Annotated in this window: 16 protein-coding genes; 8 read left to right on the forward strand and 8 right to left on the reverse strand. The window is 67.2% G+C overall.

Translation table 11 applies throughout. The features are described 5' to 3' along the window. Positions 1-61: 61 nt before the first annotated feature. A complete protein-coding gene (locus DBO33_RS30790; protein WP_107658182.1) occupies positions 62-1,423 on the forward strand; it encodes a DUF349 domain-containing protein in 1,362 nt (453 codons plus the stop codon). 169 nt (positions 1,424-1,592) lie between these two features. On the opposite strand, the gene DBO33_RS30795 is transcribed toward DBO33_RS30790, so the two are convergent. Together DBO33_RS30795 and miaB are read right to left on the reverse strand one after the other, a co-directional pair. Then, entirely contained in the window at positions 1,593-2,168 is a 576-nt protein-coding gene (locus tag DBO33_RS30795; protein ID WP_107660732.1) for an Rv2732c family membrane protein, read from the reverse strand. A gap of 431 nt (positions 2,169-2,599) precedes the next feature. After that, on the reverse strand, positions 2,600-4,159 hold the full coding sequence (gene miaB, locus DBO33_RS30800) for a tRNA (N6-isopentenyl adenosine(37)-C2)-methylthiotransferase MiaB (protein ID WP_107658183.1): 1,560 nt from the start codon (positions 4,157-4,159) through the stop codon (positions 2,600-2,602). Between the two features lie 371 nt (positions 4,160-4,530). Here miaB and DBO33_RS30805 point away from each other — a divergent pair, with 371 nt between their 5' ends. The 5 genes from DBO33_RS30805 (at position 4,531) to DBO33_RS30825 (ending at position 10,261) form a co-directional block, all read left to right on the forward strand. Continuing rightward, on the forward strand, positions 4,531-5,259 hold the full coding sequence (locus DBO33_RS30805; protein ID WP_107660733.1) for an amino acid ABC transporter ATP-binding protein: 729 nt from the start codon (positions 4,531-4,533) through the stop codon (positions 5,257-5,259). A 92-nt stretch (positions 5,260-5,351) separates the two neighbouring features. Beyond that, positions 5,352-6,188 carry a glutamate ABC transporter substrate-binding protein gene (locus DBO33_RS30810; RefSeq protein ID WP_107658184.1) on the forward strand — a complete coding sequence of 279 codons (837 nt, stop codon included), beginning with the start codon at positions 5,352-5,354 and terminating at the stop codon, positions 6,186-6,188. Between the two features lie 95 nt (positions 6,189-6,283). Next, positions 6,284-6,964: an amino acid ABC transporter permease gene (locus tag DBO33_RS30815; protein WP_107658185.1), complete on the forward strand. Its 681-nt coding sequence runs from the start codon at positions 6,284-6,286 to the stop codon at positions 6,962-6,964. Next, complete coding sequence (locus DBO33_RS30820) at positions 6,961-7,851, forward strand: amino acid ABC transporter permease (protein WP_107658186.1); 891 nt, start codon at positions 6,961-6,963, stop codon at positions 7,849-7,851. Before DBO33_RS30815 ends, DBO33_RS30820 begins: the two co-directional genes overlap by 4 nt. A 154-nt stretch (positions 7,852-8,005) precedes the next feature. Next, the gene (locus DBO33_RS30825; protein WP_159080609.1) at positions 8,006-10,261 is read left to right on the forward strand and encodes a M20/M25/M40 family metallo-hydrolase; all 2,256 of its coding nucleotides are present in this window, start codon (positions 8,006-8,008) and stop codon (positions 10,259-10,261) included. On the opposite strand, the gene DBO33_RS30830 is transcribed toward DBO33_RS30825, so the two are convergent. Genes DBO33_RS30830 through DBO33_RS43140 form a run of 3 tightly spaced genes read right to left on the reverse strand, consistent with a single transcriptional unit; the run spans position 10,256 to position 11,811 of the window. Beyond that, positions 10,256-11,110, reverse strand: a complete 855-nt coding sequence (locus DBO33_RS30830; RefSeq protein WP_107658188.1) for a helix-turn-helix domain-containing protein — start codon at positions 11,108-11,110, stop codon at positions 10,256-10,258. The genes DBO33_RS30825 and DBO33_RS30830 overlap by 6 nt on opposite strands. Then, positions 11,091-11,609: a DUF6879 family protein gene (locus DBO33_RS30835; RefSeq protein ID WP_107658189.1), complete on the reverse strand. Its 519-nt coding sequence runs from the start codon at positions 11,607-11,609 to the stop codon at positions 11,091-11,093. Before DBO33_RS30835 ends, DBO33_RS30830 begins: the two co-directional genes overlap by 20 nt. Next, positions 11,590-11,811, reverse strand: a complete 222-nt coding sequence (locus DBO33_RS43140) for a hypothetical protein (RefSeq protein WP_135232271.1) — start codon at positions 11,809-11,811, stop codon at positions 11,590-11,592. Before DBO33_RS43140 ends, DBO33_RS30835 begins: the two co-directional genes overlap by 20 nt. Positions 11,812-12,053: 242 nt before the next feature. On the opposite strand from DBO33_RS43140, the gene DBO33_RS30840 reads away from it, so the two are divergent. Continuing rightward, entirely contained in the window at positions 12,054-12,488 is a 435-nt protein-coding gene (locus DBO33_RS30840) for a hypothetical protein (protein ID WP_199856808.1), read from the forward strand. 242 nt (positions 12,489-12,730) lie between these two features. On the opposite strand, the gene recX is transcribed toward DBO33_RS30840, so the two are convergent. From recX to DBO33_RS30855, 3 genes are all read right to left on the reverse strand, one after another. Next, complete coding sequence (gene recX / locus DBO33_RS30845) at positions 12,731-13,285, reverse strand: recombination regulator RecX (protein ID WP_107658190.1); 555 nt, start codon at positions 13,283-13,285, stop codon at positions 12,731-12,733. A 343-nt stretch (positions 13,286-13,628) separates the two neighbouring features. Continuing rightward, the gene (gene recA, locus DBO33_RS30850; protein WP_107658191.1) at positions 13,629-14,672 is read right to left on the reverse strand and encodes a recombinase RecA; all 1,044 of its coding nucleotides are present in this window, start codon (positions 14,670-14,672) and stop codon (positions 13,629-13,631) included. A 297-nt stretch (positions 14,673-14,969) separates the two neighbouring features. Beyond that, positions 14,970-16,019, reverse strand: a complete 1,050-nt coding sequence (locus DBO33_RS30855; RefSeq protein WP_107658192.1) for an Lrp/AsnC family transcriptional regulator — start codon at positions 16,017-16,019, stop codon at positions 14,970-14,972. A 98-nt stretch (positions 16,020-16,117) separates the two neighbouring features. Between DBO33_RS30855 and DBO33_RS30860 the strand changes: the two genes are divergently transcribed. Next, entirely contained in the window at positions 16,118-17,524 is a 1,407-nt protein-coding gene (locus tag DBO33_RS30860) for an MFS transporter (RefSeq protein WP_234391134.1), read from the forward strand. Positions 17,525-17,859 lie beyond the last annotated feature (335 nt).

Raw genomic sequence — 17,859 nt, forward strand, 5'->3', positions numbered from 1 at the left:
TTCAATGGGATGAGCTAGGGCGTAACCAGGCAGCCGTGACGCGCGGCAGGGACGAGGAGCAATGACCGACAGCAACGGAACCGCGAAAGCCAGCCCCGGCGCGATGCCGCGCTCTTCCGGTGCCCCGAAACCCGGCGGCTCGGTCCAACCTCCCAAGCCGCACGCGACGCCGGGCCAGACTCAGCACCCGCACCCCGTGGTGCCCACCGTCTCCGATCCCAGCGCATGGGGCCGGGTCGACGAGGACGGCACCGCCTGGGTGAAGACCGCCGAGGGCGAACGTCAGGTCGGCTCCTGGCAGGCCGGTGACGCCGCCGAGGGGCTGGCCCACTTCGGCCGCCGCTTCGACGACCTGGCCACCGAGGTCGCGCTGCTCGAGGCGCGTCTGGCTGCAGGCGCGGATGCCCGCAAGACCAAGGCCGCCGCCGTCGCCCTCGCCGAATCGCTGCCCACCGCCGCCGTGATCGGCGATATCGACGGGCTGGCCAAGCGGCTCGCGGCAATCGCCGAACACTCCGAAGAGGCGGCCGCGCACGCCAAGGAGGAGAAGGACCGCGCGCGCCACGAGCACACCGAGCGCAAGGAAGCGCTGTGCGCCGAGGCCGAGAAGATCGCCGCCGAATCCACCCAGTGGAAGGCCGCGGGCGACCGGCTGCGCGAGATCCTCGACGAGTGGAAGTCGATCCGCGGCGTGGACCGCAAGGTCGACGACGCGCTGTGGAAGCGCTACTCCAAGGCCCGCGAGGCGTTCAACCGCAGGCGCGGTGCGCACTTCGCCGAGCTCGACCGGGAACGCGCGTCCGCGAAGACCCGCAAGGAAGAGCTGTGCGTGCGCGCCGAGGAGCTGTCCGGCTCGACCGACTGGGTCGGCACCGCGGGCATCTTCCGTGACCTGCTCGCCGAGTGGAAGGCCGCGGGCCGGGCGCCGCGCGAAGCCGACGAGGCCCTGTGGCGGCGCTTCAAGAGCGCGCAGGACGTGTTCTTCGCCGCCCGCAACGCCGCCGTCACCGAGCGCGACGCCGAGTTCGACCACAACGCGGCCGCCAAGGAAGAACTGCTGCAGGCCTACGAGCACATCGACCCGGCCAACGGCTTGGAAGCCGCCCGCGCCTCGCTGCGCGAGTTGCAGGACAAGTGGGACGCCATCGGCAAGGTGCCGCGCGAACGCATTCAGGAACTGGAAGGCAAGCTGCGCGCCATCGAGAAGCGGGTCCGCGACGCGGTCGACGCGCAGTGGCGCCGCACCGACCCGGAGGCGATGGCCCGCGCGGCCCAATTCCGGGAGCGGGTAGCGCAATTCGAGGAGCAGGCCGCCAAGGCCCAGGCCGCGGGCAAGGCACGCGACGCCGAGAAGGCCCTCGAACAGGCCAAGCAGTGGCGTGAATGGGCCGAGGCCGCCGAAGGCGCGGTCACCAATCTCTAGCTAGACCCAGCCGCACACTTTTTGACGCGCCGCATATCGAATCGCATGCGATTTGGTGTGCGCCTCGTCAGAAAGTGTGCGGCTGCTCTACGTCACACCGGCGAGCGGCCAGCACCCCGGGCGGCGCACACGCTCGGGCAGCGCTACTCCCGCGAACGCTCGGGCAGCGCTACTCCCCGGTGAGGCGGCGGCGGTCGCGTTCTTCAGCTGCGGCCGAGGCATTGCGGCGCTGCTCTTCGGCGGCCAGCTGCACCGCAGTTCGACTCCAGACCACGCGAATCCAGTGGAACGTCAGCACGATCGCGGCGATGGTGCCGAGGATGAGTCCGATGGCGGGCCCCGCACCGTGGTAGTTGCCGATGCCGGGCGTCTGCCGGTGCCAGATGGAGAAGACGCCGAACACGCTGGTAATGGCGGTGCCGGCGACGGCGATCCAGGCGAGGAACCAGCGGCGGGTCATCAGCGCCAGCATCGAGAAACCGATGCCGAAGATCACCAGGAACCAGACGAAGATCCGCGACGGCAGCCCGATGTGCTCCAGTTGGGCGGCGTTGGTACCGAGCAGCACGTCGAAACCGCGCGCGCCGCCGGCGTGCGGCAGCACCAGCGAGAGCAACAGCACGAACACCGCGCCCGCGACCACCATGGCGCGCACACCGGGGTCGATCTCCCCGGCGATGCGACGTTCCACCGCGTCCAGTTCGTCGCGGAACTGCTCGAAGTTGCTGTTCTCGACCGAGTTCACTGAACCCTCGTTTCGTTCGGCTTGTTCGTGGTTCGCTGCACTGCCCGCGTCCACTGTGCCAGCATCGGGTTCGTTCGCCGCAGCCGACCCACTACCGCCGGTAGTAGGTTTCGTGTTCTTCGACTGCGCGGCCGGGTCCGGTGTGAACTTCTCGCCCGATCCGTCGCTGTTGTCGCTCGTCTTCTCGCTCACGCCGCCCCTTCGCTGACATTCGGTTCCGCCGCGCATAGTGCGCGACGGCGCCTGGCTCGCTCACTGTTGTGCGCATCGTGGCTATCACCAAGCAATCCGACCGCGCCGGTGGCTGACCGGTTCATGCCGCCGCCACGACGCCGTGTTCTTTCAGCATGCGCGCCATCCGGCCCGCTTGCCCACCGATCCGCCGCACCGACGCTCGGTTTCGATGCCCGCGCCGCCACATACGTCGCGTTCTACGACCCGCAACCGGTCGAACAACCAACGGCCGCAACCGGTTCCGGCGCGGGGGCGCCGATGCGGGGCAGTCCGAGGCCGACACCGATGGGTTCGGTCTTCGGCGTGACGCCGCGTTCGTGCGCGTCACCGGCGGCGGTGCGCCGGTGCGTCTTGATCGGCGCGTCGGCGATCAGGTGATGCGGTGCCGCCTCGGTGAGATCGACGGTCACGATGTCGCCGGGCCGGATCGATTCGGCGGTACCGCCGGGCCGGAAATGCACCAGCCTGCCGTCGCGCGCACGCCCGCTCATCCGCGCGGTGGCGGCGTTCTTCTTGCCCGCCCCGTCGGCCACGAGCAGCTCGACCTCGGTGCCGATGAGCGCCCGGTTCGCGGCGAGCGAGACTTCCTCCTGCAGCGCGATGAGCCGCTCATAGCGTTCCTGCACAACGGCTTTCGGCAGCTGATCGGGCATGTCGGCGGCGGGGGTGCCCGGCCGCTTGGAGTACTGGAAGGTGAACGCGCTGGTGAAGCGGGCCTGCCGGACCACGTCCAGGGTCTCCTGGAAGTCCTCCTCGGTCTCCCCCGGGAACCCGACGATGATGTCGGTGGTGATCGCCGCGTGCGGCATCGCGGCCCGCACCTTCTCGATGATGCCCAGGTAACGGGTCTTGCGGTAGGAGCGGCGCATCGCCTTGAGCACCTTGTCCGAGCCGGACTGCAGCGGCATGTGCAGCTGCGGGCAGATGTTCGGGGTCTCCGCCATCGCCTCGATGACGTCGTCGGTGAACTCGGCCGGGTGCGGCGAGGTGAAGCGCACGCGCTCCAATCCGTCGATGGTGCCGCACGCGCGCAACAGCTTGGCAAACGCGCCGCGGTCGCGCGCCTCGTCCGGGTCGGCGAACGAGGCCCCGTAGGAGTTCACGTTCTGCCCGAGCAGCGTCACCTCGAGCACGCCCTGGTCGACCAGCGCCTGCACCTCGGCCAGCACGTCACCGGGGCGGCGGTCGACCTCCTTGCCGCGCAGCGCGGGCACGATGCAGAAGGTGCAGGTGTTGTTGCACCCCACCGAGATCGACACCCAGCCCGAGTACGCGGACTCGCGCTTCGCGGGCAGGCTCGACGGGAACGCCTCCAGCGACTCCAGGATCTCCACCTGCGCCTCGGCGTTGTGCCTGGCCCGCTCCAGCAGCACCGGCAACGAGCCGATGTTGTGCGTGCCGAATACGACGTCCACCCACGGCGCTTTGCGCACCACGGTGCCGCGGTCCTTCTGCGCCAGGCAGCCGCCGACGGCGATCTGCATGCCGGGCTGGTCGGCCTTGATCGAGGCCAGGTGGCCGAGGGTGCCGTAGAGCTTGTTGTCGGCGTTCTCGCGCACCGCGCAGGTGTTGAGCACGACGAGGTCGGCCGTCGCCCCCGGCGCGGCCTTCACGTACCCCGCGTCCTCCAGCAGCCCGGACAAGCGCTCGGAGTCGTGCACGTTCATCTGGCAGCCGAAGGTGCGGACCTCGTAGCTGCGCAGGCCCTCTGTGGGCGGTTGGGCGGGTGCCAACACTGCCTCTCCGATCGAATCCACGCGTCCAGGGTACGGGCAGGCCCGAATCGGACGACGTTCGGGCGACCCAAATTTCGGGGGCATCGGCACATTTTTTAACGGCACGTTTTTTGCTGGCACGGTCGTTCCGGTCCTAACGGCGCTAACGCCTTCTGATCAGGCACGCTACCCCCTGAGTCGACCCCGCTCCGGGTCCGCCGAGCCCTACTCGGACGAACCGGGCAGCGGGGTTAACACGGCGTGTCGCCCCGGCGTGGCGGAACGGTGTGTCGCCGAAACTCGGGCAAATCCGGATTTTGCCTTTAAGGTCTTGGACCATGACCGACGACGCCGCCGCGCCCGATACGACCGGGAACGCTTCAACCGGGGACGCCAGCGCCGCCAGCGTGCCGATGATCTCGATGCGCAACGTGCAAAAGCACTTCGGTGAACTGCACGTACTGCGCGATATCGACCTGGAAGTCCCCAAAGGACAGGTAGTCATTGTTCTCGGGCCTTCGGGTTCCGGGAAATCGACGCTGTGCCGCACCATCAACCGCCTCGAACCCATCGACTCCGGTGACATCGCCATCGACGGTGTCCCGCTCCCTGCCGAAGGCCGCGGCCTCGCCGCGCTACGCGCCGACGTCGGCATGGTGTTCCAATCGTTCAACCTGTTCGCGCACAAGACGATCGTCGAGAACGTGATGCTCGCGCCGATCAAGGTTCGCAAGATCAAGAAAGAAGCGGCGCGCAAGCACGCCATGGAACTGCTCGACCGGGTCGGCATCGCCAACCAGGCCGACAAGTACCCGGCGCAGCTGTCCGGTGGGCAGCAGCAGCGCGTCGCCATCGCCCGCGCCCTGGCGATGAACCCGAAGGTAATGCTGTTCGACGAGCCGACCTCCGCACTGGACCCCGAAATGGTCCAGGAGGTGCTCGACGTGATGGTCTCGCTGGCCAAGGACGGGATGACCATGCTGGTCGTCACCCACGAGATGGGCTTCGCCCGTCGCGCGGGCAACCGAGTCCTGTTCATGGCCGACGGCCAGGTGGTCGAGGACGCCGAACCCGAGGTGTTCTTCACCGCGCCGAAGTCCGACCGTGCCAAGGACTTCCTCGGCAAGATTCTGACCCACTGAAACGTAGAGATCGACCGCTGGCCCGTGCCGAACCGATGGACGGCCTAGTCCAAACGTCCACGGCCAGCAAACCCATGAGAGAAGGAAACTCGATGAGGATCAACCGTGCCCTGCGACTCGGTGTCGGTGCGATCGCACTGACACTCGCCGCCGCGACCGCCACCGCGTGTGGCGGCGGTGAGTCCAAGTCCGCCCTGGATAACGCCAAGGACGGCAAGCTCACCATCGGCATCAAGTTCGACCAGCCGGGCCTGGGCCTGCGCAACAAGGACGGCTCCTACAGCGGCTTCGACGTCGAGATCGGCAAGCTGGTCGCGGAGAAGCTCGGCGTGAAGGCCGACGGCATCACCTGGAAGGAATCCCCGTCCGGCCAGCGCGAGACGCTGATCGAGAACGGGCAGGTCGACTACATCGTGGCCACCTACTCGATCAACGACGCGCGCAAGCAGAAGGTCGACTTCGGCGGCCCGTACTACATCGCGGGCCAGTCGCTGCTGGTGCGCGCCGACAACACCGACATCACCGGCCCGGACAGCCTCAAGGGCAAGAAGGTCTGCTCGGTGAAGGGCTCCACGCCCGCGCAGAACATCGAGAAGAACTTCAAGGACACCCAGCTGCAGACCAACGACACCTACTCGCTGTGCCTCGAGGGCCTGCGCGCCGGTTCGTGGGACGCGGTGACCACCGATGACATCATCCTGGCCGGTTACGCCGCCCAGAGCACCGGTGCGTTCAAGGTCGTCGGCAAGCCGTTCACCACGGAGAACTACGGCATCGGCCTGAAGAAGGGCGACAAGGAGCTCCGCGACAAGGTGAACGACGCGATCGAGGCGATCATCGCCGACGGTTCCTGGAAGAAGGCGTTCGACTCGACCGTCGGCATCTCCGGGTACCAGGCGCCGGAGCCGCCGAAGGTCAACCGGTACTGAGTTCTTCCCTCGCACGGGTGGCCTGACCGCGCCGGTTGGGCCACCCGCCGCACATCCCCTGAAAATCGAGACCCGATGGGAGGGACACGTTCGCCGTGTTCGACCTGATCTCGAGGTATGACGATCAAATCCTCGACGCCTTCTGGGTGACCATCAAACTGACCGTTCTGTCCGCGGTCGGTGCGCTGATCCTGGGCACTTTCGTCGCCGCGCTGCGCGTGTCCCCAGTACCGATCGCCCGCGCGGTCGGCACCGCCTACGTCACCATTTTCCGTAACACTCCGCTCACGCTGATCATCATCTTCATGTCGCTCGGCCTGTACACCACGATGGGCTGGAACCTCGCGGGTGAGGGACCGAATTCCGTGGCGGACAACAACTTCCGCTACGCCATTCTCGGATTCAGCATCTACACCGGCGCTTTCGTCTGTGAATCGCTGCGCTCCGGCATCAATACCGTGGCGATGGGGCAGTCGGAGGCGGGCCGTTCCCTCGGCCTGACCTTCGCCCAGAACCTGCGATTGATCGTGCTGCCCCAGGCTTTCCGGGCGGTCATCGCCCCGATGGGCAGCGTGCTGATCGCACTGACCAAGAACACCACCATCGCCTCCGCCATCGGCGTGGTCGAAGCCGCCACCCTCATGGCGAACATCAATGAGAACGAGGCAGCGGTGGTTGCCGTGGGTGCCATCTTCGCGCTCGGCTTCGTCATCCTGACCCTGCCGACCGGGCTGCTCTTCGGCTGGCTCGCCAAACGATTCGAGGTGGCCCGATGACCACTGCGCCTTCGGTTCTCTTCGATGCGCCCGGCCCCAAGGGCCGGATCCGGCACCACGTCTACTCGGTTGTCGTCATCGTCGCCGTCGCGGCCTTCCTCTGGGTGCTGTACAGCGGCTTCGCCGACAAGGGACAGTTCACGGCGGAGAAGTGGAAGCCGTTCGTCGACCTCGAGGTCTGGGAGACCTACCTGCTCCCCGGCTTGAAGGGCACGGTCGTCGCCGCCCTGCTGTCGATCGTGTTCGCTCTGCTGATCGGCATGATCTTCGGCATCCTGCGGCTGTCCGAGCACCGCGTGGTGCGCTGGGTGGCCGGCGCGGTGGTCGAGGTCTCCCGGGCCATCCCTGTGCTGATCCTGATGATCTTCCTGTTCGCCCTGTTCTCCCAGAACAAGGTGTTCAAGGTCGATGATCTGGCGCTGGCCGCCGTGGTGATCGCACTGACCGTGTACAACGGCTCGGTCATCGCCGAGATCGTCCGCGCGGGCATCCTTTCGCTGCCCAAGGGACAGACCGAGGCGGCGGTCGCGCTCGGCATGCGCAAGAACCAGCTGATGCGGTTGATCCTGCTGCCGCAGGCGATTACCGCGATGCTGCCCGCGCTGGTCTCGCAGATGGTTGTCGCGCTGAAGGACTCGGCGCTCGGCTATCAGATCACCTACACCGAGATCGTGCGCTCCGGCCAGCAACTCGGTGCGGCGGAACAGAACACGGTGCCCTCGCTCATCGTGATCGCCATCGTCATGATCATTTTGAACAGCGCGTTGACCATCTTCGCGACCAAGCTGGAGAAGAAGTTGCGCTCCCGCAAGAAGGGTAAGGCGGTCCTCACGGCCGACTCGATCATCACCGATGCGGCACCGGGGATGGATCTCACCAAGAAGTAACTGTTCGACGTCGAACGCAACGCGATACGGCGGTGCGCTGGATGCGGTAACCCGCTCCGGTGCACCGCCGTTCGCGTAGTTTCGCCCTTTTACGGTTGGGGTGTCGACGTCCGGCGCAGCCAACTAGTCGGATGGGCCGACTACGATCGCGTTCGTGCGAGCAGGGCGATGGATCTCCGGTTTTCTGGCGTTTGCTGTCCTGCTGGCCGTGGTGGTGATGACGGCGTGGGAGCAGCAGCCGCGCGGGTATCGGCCGGACTCCGCGCCCGGGGATGTTTTCAGTGCTGAGCGCGCGTTTCGGGTGGTCGAGGAGATCGCGCGACAGCCGCATCCCGTCGGCACGCCCGAGCACGCTCGAGTGCGTGACCATCTGGTGGCGGAGCTGCGGAATCTGGGGTTGGACACCGAGATCCAAGAGGGGGTCGGCAAGTATCCGACCAACCTCCAGCGGGATGTGCTGGGGATGGGGCGGATCGCCAATATCGTTGCCAGGCTGCCGGGCACGAATTCGACCGGAACTGTTTTCCTGACGGCGCACTATGATTCCGTCGCCTCCGGCCCTGGCGCGAACGACGACGGGGTCGGGGTGGCGGCAGTGCTGGAGGACGTTCGCGCACTGCGCGCGAGTGGCACCGCATTGCGCAACGACGTGGTCGTGCTGCTGACCGACGCCGAGGAGACCGGCCTGCTGGGCGCGGAAGCGTTCGTCACCGCGGGCCAGGACGGTCGCGACACCGGCGTGGTGATCAACCACGAGGCACGCGGTGCGGGTGGCCCGGTGTTGTTGTGGCGGACCACCCATCCCGATGGCGCGCTGATCCGCGCTGTCCAGCGGGCCGCGCCGTATCCGAACACCGACTCGCTGTCCACCACGCTGGCCGGTGCGCAGACGTCGAGCAATACCGACTTCGCCGCCTTCGAGCCCGGCGGATTGCGGGTGCTGGACTGGGCTTTCGCCGGTCGCAGCGCCTACTACCACAGCCCTGTCGATGATCCGGCGCACGTGGATCTGGCGACGGTGCAGCAGATGGGCGACAACAGCCTCGCGCTGGCCCGGGAATTCGGCGACAAGGACCTCACCGTCACCGACGACACCGATCGCTCGTTCTTCCAGCTGCCGTTCGGCGTGCTGGTGGTGCTGCCGTTCTGGGTGATGATCGCGCTCGCCGTGGCCACCGTCCTTGCCGTGGCCTGGCTCAGCAGGCAGCTCCGGCGCGCCGGGGAGACCAGTCTGCGGCGCATATTCGGCGCCGCCGCAACGGTTTTGGTCGCGGCTCCGCTCGCGACGGGCGCGGTATACGGGTTGTGGGAAGTGCTGAAGGCGATCCGGCCCGAGTACCGCCCGCTGTTCGTCGACCCCTATCGACCCGAGTTCTATTACGTGGCGATTCTCGCGCTGTCCGTCGCGGTACTCGCCGCCTGGTTCGTGATCGCACGGCGACTGTTCGGTGCCATGGCCGCCGCGGCCGGACTGCTGTGCTGCCTGGCCGTACTCGGTCTCGCGCTCGCGATCCTCGCTCCCGCGACCGCGCACATACTGGTCGTGCCCACCTTCGCCGCAGCGGTGGGGGTGGCGGCTACCTTCGCGATGCCGGAGCGGTGGCGATTGCCGGTCTTGACCATATTTCTGGTGCCTGCGGCGATATTCCTCGGCAGCGCAACGTGGCCCGTGCTGCAAACCGGCATCACGACGGCCCCGTTCCTGGTCGCGCCCGCGGTGGTGCTGCTCGGTGGCCTGCTCATGCTGACGCTCACCCAGGCGTGGCCGGCCCGGCGCGGCTGGGCCATCCCGTCGACCGCAGTCGTGCTCGCCATCGTCCTGGCCGCCGCGGGTCTGGCGGTCGACCGCTTCGATGCCGAGCATCCGATGTCGTCCCAGCTCATCTACGCGCTCGACGCCGACCGGAACGAGGCGCTGTGGCTCTCCCGCGAATCCCCCGATCGCTGGACCCGCGACCTCGTCGACCGCACCACACCCACCGAGCGGTTCGCTGAGCTCTGGCCCACCGCCGTCGCGAGCGGCCCAGCGCCGGCCGAGGCCCTCTCCCCGCCGACCGCTGAAATCCTCTCCGACACCACCGAATCGGGGCAGCGCACGGTCCATCTGCGCCTGCGCTCCACCCGCGGTGCCACCAGCATCGCCCTGCGTTATGACAGCCCGCCCATCTCGATGCGGGTCGCCGGCCGCGAGGTGACTCCGCTACCCGAAACTGGCTTCCTGTTTCAAGCACCCGGGCCCGACGGCGTCGACGTGCACCTGGTCGTTCCCGCCGGTCCCTTCCCGCTGCACCTGGTCGACTACATCTGGCTCCCCGACTCCGGCCTGCAGTCCTACCCGAATCCCCCGAACGACGTCTACTTCCGGCAGGACAGCGCGGGCGCCGTCTTCATCACCATCCCCGGGTTATGAGTCCAGCTCACTGAGCACCTGCAAGATGAGGCCGCGCGCGTCGCGTCCGTACACGGCCACACCTTTGAGAACCTCGAACATGCGGGCATACATGGCGCACTCGGCGGGCTGGGTGACCTGAATGCCTGCGGTCGGTGTCTCGAGCGCGACCATGGCGTCGTCGAAGATCCAGAACCCGGTGGAAGCGACGGCTTCCCGTTCGGTCATCAGCGGGATGATGCCGAGCGAGATGTTGGGCATCGACATCAGCTCCAGCAGCCGGCCCAGTTGTCCCGCCTGCACCTCCGCCGTGCCGAACCAGGTGCGCAGCGCCTGCTCCTCGAGTACGGCCACGAATCGTTTTCCGCCACGGTGCAGCACGCGCTGACGTTCCATGCGTACGGCCACGGCTTCGTCGAGGTCGTTGGGGGTGTCGAGAAAGCGGATCCAGAACGCCAGCATCGCGGCGGTGTACTCCGCGGTTTGGAACAGACCGGGAATGACGTTGTGCTCGTAGATCCGGAACACCTTCGTCGCCTGGTAGCGCTCGGGGGTGTGCGCACCGAGCACCCGCTTCATGCCCGCCCGGCTCTGCCGCCGGAATTCCAGATAGGCCGAGTCGACCGCGCGCAGTGTCGCGACCAAGTCGAGCTCCTGATCGACGGCGGCGCACACGCGGCACCAGGCCCGGATGTCCCGATGGGTCGGGAACTGAACGCCGTTCTCTATCTTGGACACCCGGGTGAAGTGCTGGCCGGTCTCCGCGCCCAGCTGCCGGATGGTGATCCCGGCGGCCTTGCGGATATCCCGCAGCCGATTGCCGAGCGCCCGTCGGGCCTCCTGCGCGGAATTAGCTGGGCCGGTAGTCACGGTGCGGTATGGACAGCCGCCACACGGCCTCGAAGGCGGTGCGGCAGAGCTGAATATCGTGCGGATCGCGAGAGGTGACCTGGTCGGTGGCCACGCCGCTGCCCGCGTAGTGGAGGAAGATCACGAGTCGGTTGTCGAGGAGGTAGAAGTCGTTGCCCGGGATGGCCACCGAGGACATCAGTCGCCGAGGCACCCAGCGGATATCCTCGCCGGCCTCGACCATCGGGCCTGCGATGCTGTGGGACCAGCGCTGGTACTCGCTCAGCGGTTCCGACACGATTCTGGCCCGGCGGACCGAGCGGCCTGCGGCCACATGGTCGCGGACCGTATCGCACCAGCCTTGTAGCCAGGCCAGATCATCGAGTTCCCCGGCTGTCCACTGTGCGAGGTGCGGTAGCTCGGCCGCCGTTCGATAGGTATCCCGGGTCTCCAAATGCACTGATTCGACAACGAACTCGCCTAGTAGCCGCTCGAACTCTTCATAGACTATCGATGCCACGGTCTCCCTTCCTGAAGAACTGAATCATTCTGTCGGGGATCTCCACACAGGTTTCACCCTGCGGGATGTTCATGTGAGCAAGAGCCTCGGGGTCGGTGACTACCCATCCCTGCACAATCCACGAATCTCGGTCGGTGCGATACACCGTGGGCGAACCGTTCGGATTCGAGCCCGGATCTTCGCCGATAAAAGTCAGACGCATCGTTGACCCCTTGTCATGGGATGTTGCGAACTGTTGCCCCGAGCCCGTCGATTGTCCCGCCCCGCAGGACCGGGGGTCAAGGGCTGGTCAGCGGGTGAATATGCCTGCGGTGCAGTGAAATCCGACCGGAGGTTCGGTTCTCCCACCAGCACCGACCGCAAAGCCCGCAACTTTTCGCAACATGCTATCCCTGTGGCACTGGCCACTTCTAACCTCGGATGTTGCACGCATGATCAGCTTCGATGAGAGGGCAACTGGGGATGTGGGGACGGCCTACCGCGATCGGCTATCTGCGCCGCGATGTGTCGGGAGTGTCGCAGGTCTGGGACGAAACGCAGATTCGCAGCGTGGCAAAGAGACTCGGGTACGAGCTGGCCAAGATCGTGGTGTTCGGCCCGCAGACCGGCAACCCGGTGTCGCAGTTGCTGGACACGATCGAACGGGTCGGCGCCGACGCCGTAGTGATGCCGACCCTGCAACATCTGGCCGACGAGTTGGAGCTGGTGGTGCGAGTGTGCGACGTGATCACGGTGAACCCGGAGAACACCTACGCCCGCTGGGTGCTGCCCCCGAACTGCTGGCCGACGCCCGGAGCGGATGGCATTGCGGCAAGAGGGGTTGGCGACGGCAAGGGGCATGGGCGGCCGCGGCGAGAGGGTTTCGACCGTCCGGAATGAGGTCAGCGAGAGTTACACCCGCGCCGCAACCTTCCGGTCGGTGCTCAACCGGTCGGCGCACCCGCCCCGGTGCGCCACCCGAGTTGGACGCCACAGACTGAGCTGCCGAATTCGGTCCACCTGCCTCAGGTGAGATGGACGGCCGGGGATACTTCCCGTCCCTGGGCTGTGTCCGCGGCGTCGAACTCGACTCGTGCCAGCTCGGCTTCGAATGTCCGGACCGACCCCGACGCGGCTTCCAGCTAGCCCTGGTCGGTGTCGATGTCCTCGGTATCGATCTCTGCTTGGGCCAGTTCGGCTTTGACGACGGTGAAGGCGGTGGATTGGTTGTAGCCGCGGCGGGCGAGCATGCCGACGAGGCGGCGGATTGTTTTGTCGCGGTCGAGGCCGGCGGGGATGCTGCGCAGTTTGCGGCGGACGAGTTCGCGGGCGCGGGATTCTTCGTCGTCGGAGCTGATGGCGTCCAAGGCGGGGGCGGCGTCCTCTTGCGCCACGCCTTTGCGCCGGAGTTCCAGCGCCAGTGCTTGTTTGCCCTTGCCGGAGAAGGTGTGCCGGGCGTGCACCCATTGTTCGGCGAAGGCGGCGTCATCGATGAGGCCGACCTCGGTGAGCCGGTCCAGCGCGCGGTCGGTGATTTCCTCTGCGTAGCCCTTGGTCGCCAGGCGCTGCGCGAGTTCGGCACGGCTGCGGGCGCGGACGGCGAGCAGGCGAAGACACGCCTCTTTCGCCTGCTCGACCGTCCCGCCTGGCGGGTCCAGCTCCGAAGAGCGGGTACCCCGCTCGGATCCGGCCGCCACCCGATCCGCCCATCGGCCTTCCGCCCGTTCGGAATCAGCCGCGTGGGAGTTTGTGCGCCGGGACGACTTTCGCCGTCCGCGGCCGGACCCAGCCGAACGCGCCCGCTGCGGATCGGACGCGCTCGACCGAGTTCCCATAGTGTCCGATTCGGCCGAACCACCTTCGGCCGACCGGACTCGTCCGGGGTCCTGTTCGCCGGGCCGAGATCCGAGAGGATCGGTGGCAGCACCGGAGGCGGACAGGAGTTCGTGAAGTCGGCGCCGCATCTCCTGCACCGGCTCGGACCGCGACTCATCGGGCGCGGTCCGGCGCGGTGGGGGCGTGCGTCGACCGTTCATCGGATCAGAAATCGGCGGGGACCTCGGTGCCCGCGTCCGCGGTCACGTCGGCGCCGATGCCGAGCTTCTCCTTGATCTTCTTCTCGATCTCGTCGCGAATGTCGGTGTTCTCCAGCAGGAACTTGCGGGCGTTCTCCTTGCCCTGGCCGAGCTGATCGCCCTCGTAGGTGTACCAGGAGCCGGACTTGCGCACGAAGCCGTGCTCGACACCCATGTCGATGAGCGAGCCCTCCTTGGAGATGCCGTGGCCGTAGAGGATGTCGAACTCGGCCTGCTTGAACGGCGGGCTGACCTTGTTCTTCACGACCTTCACCCGGGTACGGTTGCCGACCGCGTCGGTGCCGTCCTTGAGCGTCTCGATGCGGCGCACGTCGAGGCGGACCGAGGCGTAGAACTTCAACGCCTTACCGCCCGTGGTGGTCTCGGGCGAACCGAACATCACACCGATCTTCTCGCGCAACTGGTTGATGAAGATGGCGGTGGTGTTGGAGTTGCTCAGCGCACCGGTCATCTTGCGCAGCGCCTGGCTCATCAGCCGGGCCTGCAGGCCGACGTGGCTGTCGCCCATCTCGCCCTCGATCTCGGCGCGCGGCACCAGCGCGGCCACCGAGTCGATGACGATGATGTCGATGGCGCCGGAACGCACCAGCATGTCCGCGATCTCCAGCGCCTGCTCACCGGTGTCCGGCTGCGAGACGAGCAGCGCGTCGGTGTCGACACCCAGCTTCTTGGCGTAATCCGGGTCGAGCGCGTGCTCGGCGTCGATGAACGCGGCGACACCGCCCGCGGCCTGCGCATTGGCCACCGCGTGCAGCGCGACGGTGGTCTTACCCGAGGATTCCGGGCCGTAGACCTCGACGATGCGGCCACGCGGCAGGCCGCCGATGCCGAGCGCGACATCCAGCGCGATGGACCCGGTCGGGATCACCGCGAGGGGCTGACGTACCTCGTCACCGAGACGCATGACCGCGCCCTTACCGAAGTTCTTCTCGACCTGGGCCAGCGCGAGTTCGAGAGCCTTGTCGCGGTCGTACGCCTGTGGTGCCATGTCCTGATCCCCTTTTCGACGGGTAAGTCTCGTTCTGTGGTTGGCGCCAACATTAGAGGGCGGCACCGACAGGTTCTGGCGCCAAGATTAGACGAACAAGTGTTCGAGTCAAGCGACGCGCCCGGGAACACGCGATCGGACTTCTATTCCGCTTCGTCGTGCCGCCGCTGGCCAGTATTCACGCCAGGTCGAGGGGATGCCGCGGTGCCGTTCACGGTCGGCGGTGGGTTGCCGAGCCAGGTTAGCTTGTCCTCGGCGAGCTACCCGTGCAGTGGTGAAATCAGGGCGCGACCTGGGTCAACGCACCAGGGAGACCCGGTCGCTGGTGAGCAGGGTTTGGGCTTGCTTGAGCACGCGGAGAGCTGGGGTTACCTCGAGGTCGTTGATGCCGTCCAGCGCGCCGAGGCGTTCGGTGATGTAGCGGTAGAGGTGGGGCGTGTCGCGGCAGATCACCGACGCCATCATGTTGGTCGGGCCGGTGGTCGCCGCGACGAACACGACTTCCGGGTGGGTCGCCATCGCGCGGCCCACCGCGTCGAGATCGGCCGGGCGCACCCGTAGCCACAGGGCCGCCCGCGCGGTGTAGCCCATCCGCTCGACGGCGAAGTCGAGGTCGAAATACAGCACACCGGATTGGGCGAGCTCGCTCATCCGGCGCGCGACTCTTGGTGCGGTCCAACCGGTTTCGGCCGCGATCTGCGCGTACGGCGCGCGGCCGTCACGGCCGAGCAGCGCGAGCATCGCCTCGTCCTCGGGGGTCAGATCCGGCGGGGTATCCGGTCCGGTGCGCTCCGCGTTCGCGCGGCGCAGGCCCACCGCGCAGCCGGCGCGCTGCACGCCCAGCTCCCGCAGTTGCTGGTCGGTGAAGAGGTGGCTGTCGCGTGGCCATTCCTCGTCGGACGGGAAACGGTGCATCACCTCGTGCGCGGTCACGTCGCGCACCTGACTCGCCCGCGGCAGGGTGTTCAGCAGCAGTGCGTCTCGTCGCTCGACGGAGCGTGGCCTGCTCACGCAGGTCACCTCGGAGCCGGTGGACAGCAGCGTGACCCAGCTCAAATCCGGGAATCTGGCCAATGATTCGGCCAGCCGCAGTGCCTTGTCGGGTGTCGATCTGATCCGCAGCACCCAGCGCGCGTGGCCCAGCGGGACGGCGTTCACTTGACCGGATACATGCATGATGCCGCGCTCGCGCAGCGCGCGGTAGCGGCGCGCCACGGTCTGCTCGGAGACGTCGAGGACGGCGCCGAGCTTGGCGAACGGGATCCGGGCGTCGTGCACCAGCGCGTGCAGGATCTGCCGATCGAGAACGTCCAGTGCGGAGGATTCCGTAGACCCGTCGTACTGCATAGGAGGAATCTAACGCAGCACGCCATCCGGCTAGGGGGATGCGTTCGATTGCCGCAACCTTGGCGTCGATATCGTTCGAATCCGCCACGGAGGCCCCTGTGAAGAAATGGCTCCCCCTGTTCGCCGCGTGCCTAGGCACGCTGATGCTGCTCATCGACGTCACCATCGTGAATGTCGCACTTCCCGACATCGCGACCGATCTGCACGCCGGCCTGTCCAGCCTGCAATGGGTCGTGGACGGCTACGCGCTGGCGTTGGCCGCGCTGCTGCTCGTCCTGGGTTCGCTCGCCGACCGGATCGGCGCGAAACGCGCCTACCTCGCCGGGCTCGTCCTGTTCGCCCTCGCCTCGCTCGGCTGCGGCATCGCCGACACCTCCTCGAATCTCATTGCCGCACGGGTACTTCAAGGCATCGGCGGCGCGGCCATGTTCGCCACCACCCTGTCGCTGCTGCACTCAACCTACTTCGGCCGGGAACGCGGCATCGCGTTCGGCGTCTGGGGCGCGGTGACCGGTGCCGCGGCGGGCATCGGGGTGGTGCTCGGCGGCGTGCTCACCGAGGCACTGTCGTGGCGGTGGATCTTCCTCGTCAACCTGCCGATCGCGGTGCTGGCAATCGCCTTGACCGCCATAGTGTTTCCGGCCTCGGTGCGTCGCACGGACCGCCGGGTGGACGTTCTGGGCATGCTGTCCTTCGCCACCGCGGCGACCGCACTCACCTACGGGGTTATTCGCGGCGGTGAGCACGGCTGGTCGGACGGTCGCGCGGTGACCACACTGCTACTCGGCGTGGTCGCGGTCGCGGTGTTCGTAGTCGTCGAATCCCGCAGTGCCGCACCGATGTTCCCGCTGTCACTGCTGCGCAACCGAGACTTCGGCGCGACACTACTCGGAGCGAGCGGCCAAACGTTCGCCGCGTTCGCCAGCACTCCCCTGGTCTCGCTCTGGCTCCAGCAGCAGTTGCGGATGTCACCGCTGCACGCGGGCCTGGCATTGCTCCCGATGGCCGCGACCGCATTCCTGGTCGCCGCGGTGTTCGGCCGTTTCATGCACGACGTCGCCCCGAAGTGGACCATCGGCGCGGGGCTCGTCGTCGTCGGAATCGGCACAGGACTGCTCACCGTGGTCGATGCCGGATCATCCTGGGCAGCACTGGTTCCCGGATTCGTAGTGCTCGGCGCAGGCATCGGCATCAACGCGCCCGCACTCGTATCGGTGGGTATGGCCGCGGTACCCCCGCAGCAGGCAGGCACGGCGGCCGGCGCCGTGAACACCGCCCGCCAACTCGGTCTCGCACTCGGAGTCGCAGTGCTGGGCACAGTCTTCCGCACAACCTCCGGCTCAGATCAACCGACAACCCTGCCGCACTTCGTATCCGGACTGGACGCAGCCTTCACCGTCGCCGCAACCGTAGGCATCGCCTTCGGCCTACTCGCCTTCGCGTTGTTCCACCGCCAACGCCCCGCCACCGAATCCGCCACGGCCGAACACAAAGTCGCCGCCTAGTCCCTTCATATCCGCACCCCCTCTCGGACCTGCACCTCAGTGGGCAGCCCAGAGTGGGGTGCGGATCCCGATAACGCCCACCAAAACCGACCGACCACAACCCAGTCATGGCCAACGGGCACGACGGCAGCCCCCTCGCGGCCGATACCGCCCCCATGTCCCGTGCCGACCACCACTCCATGATCAAGGGGACATGACGCCCGCCGCACTCCCACTTCGGCGCCCTCATGTCCCGTCGACAACGCCCCGATACCACTGACGGGACATGACGACGGCCCCACTCGCACTTCCCCGCCCTCATGTCCCACCGGCCACCACCGACCCTGACCAGCGGG

The sequence above is a fragment of the Nocardia suismassiliense genome (assembly GCF_900269665.1).
In the GTDB taxonomy this organism is placed as follows: domain Bacteria; phylum Actinomycetota; class Actinomycetes; order Mycobacteriales; family Mycobacteriaceae; genus Nocardia; species Nocardia suismassiliense.

Coding starts and splice junctions, on each gene's coding strand:
- DBO33_RS30855 (WP_107658192.1), bottom strand. CDS start 16,019: ATGCAGTACGACGGGTCTACGGAATCCTCCGCACTGGACGTTCTCGAT.
- DBO33_RS30805 (WP_107660733.1), top strand. CDS start 4,531: ATGATCTCGATGCGCAACGTGCAAAAGCACTTCGGTGAACTGCACGTA.
- DBO33_RS30840 (WP_199856808.1), top strand. CDS start 12,054: ATGAGAGGGCAACTGGGGATGTGGGGACGGCCTACCGCGATCGGCTAT.
- DBO33_RS30820 (WP_107658186.1), top strand. CDS start 6,961: ATGACCACTGCGCCTTCGGTTCTCTTCGATGCGCCCGGCCCCAAGGGC.
- DBO33_RS30790 (WP_107658182.1), top strand. CDS start 62: ATGACCGACAGCAACGGAACCGCGAAAGCCAGCCCCGGCGCGATGCCG.
- DBO33_RS43140 (WP_135232271.1), bottom strand. CDS start 11,811: ATGCGTCTGACTTTTATCGGCGAAGATCCGGGCTCGAATCCGAACGGT.
- DBO33_RS30810 (WP_107658184.1), top strand. CDS start 5,352: ATGAGGATCAACCGTGCCCTGCGACTCGGTGTCGGTGCGATCGCACTG.
- recA (WP_107658191.1), bottom strand. CDS start 14,672: ATGGCACCACAGGCGTACGACCGCGACAAGGCTCTCGAACTCGCGCTG.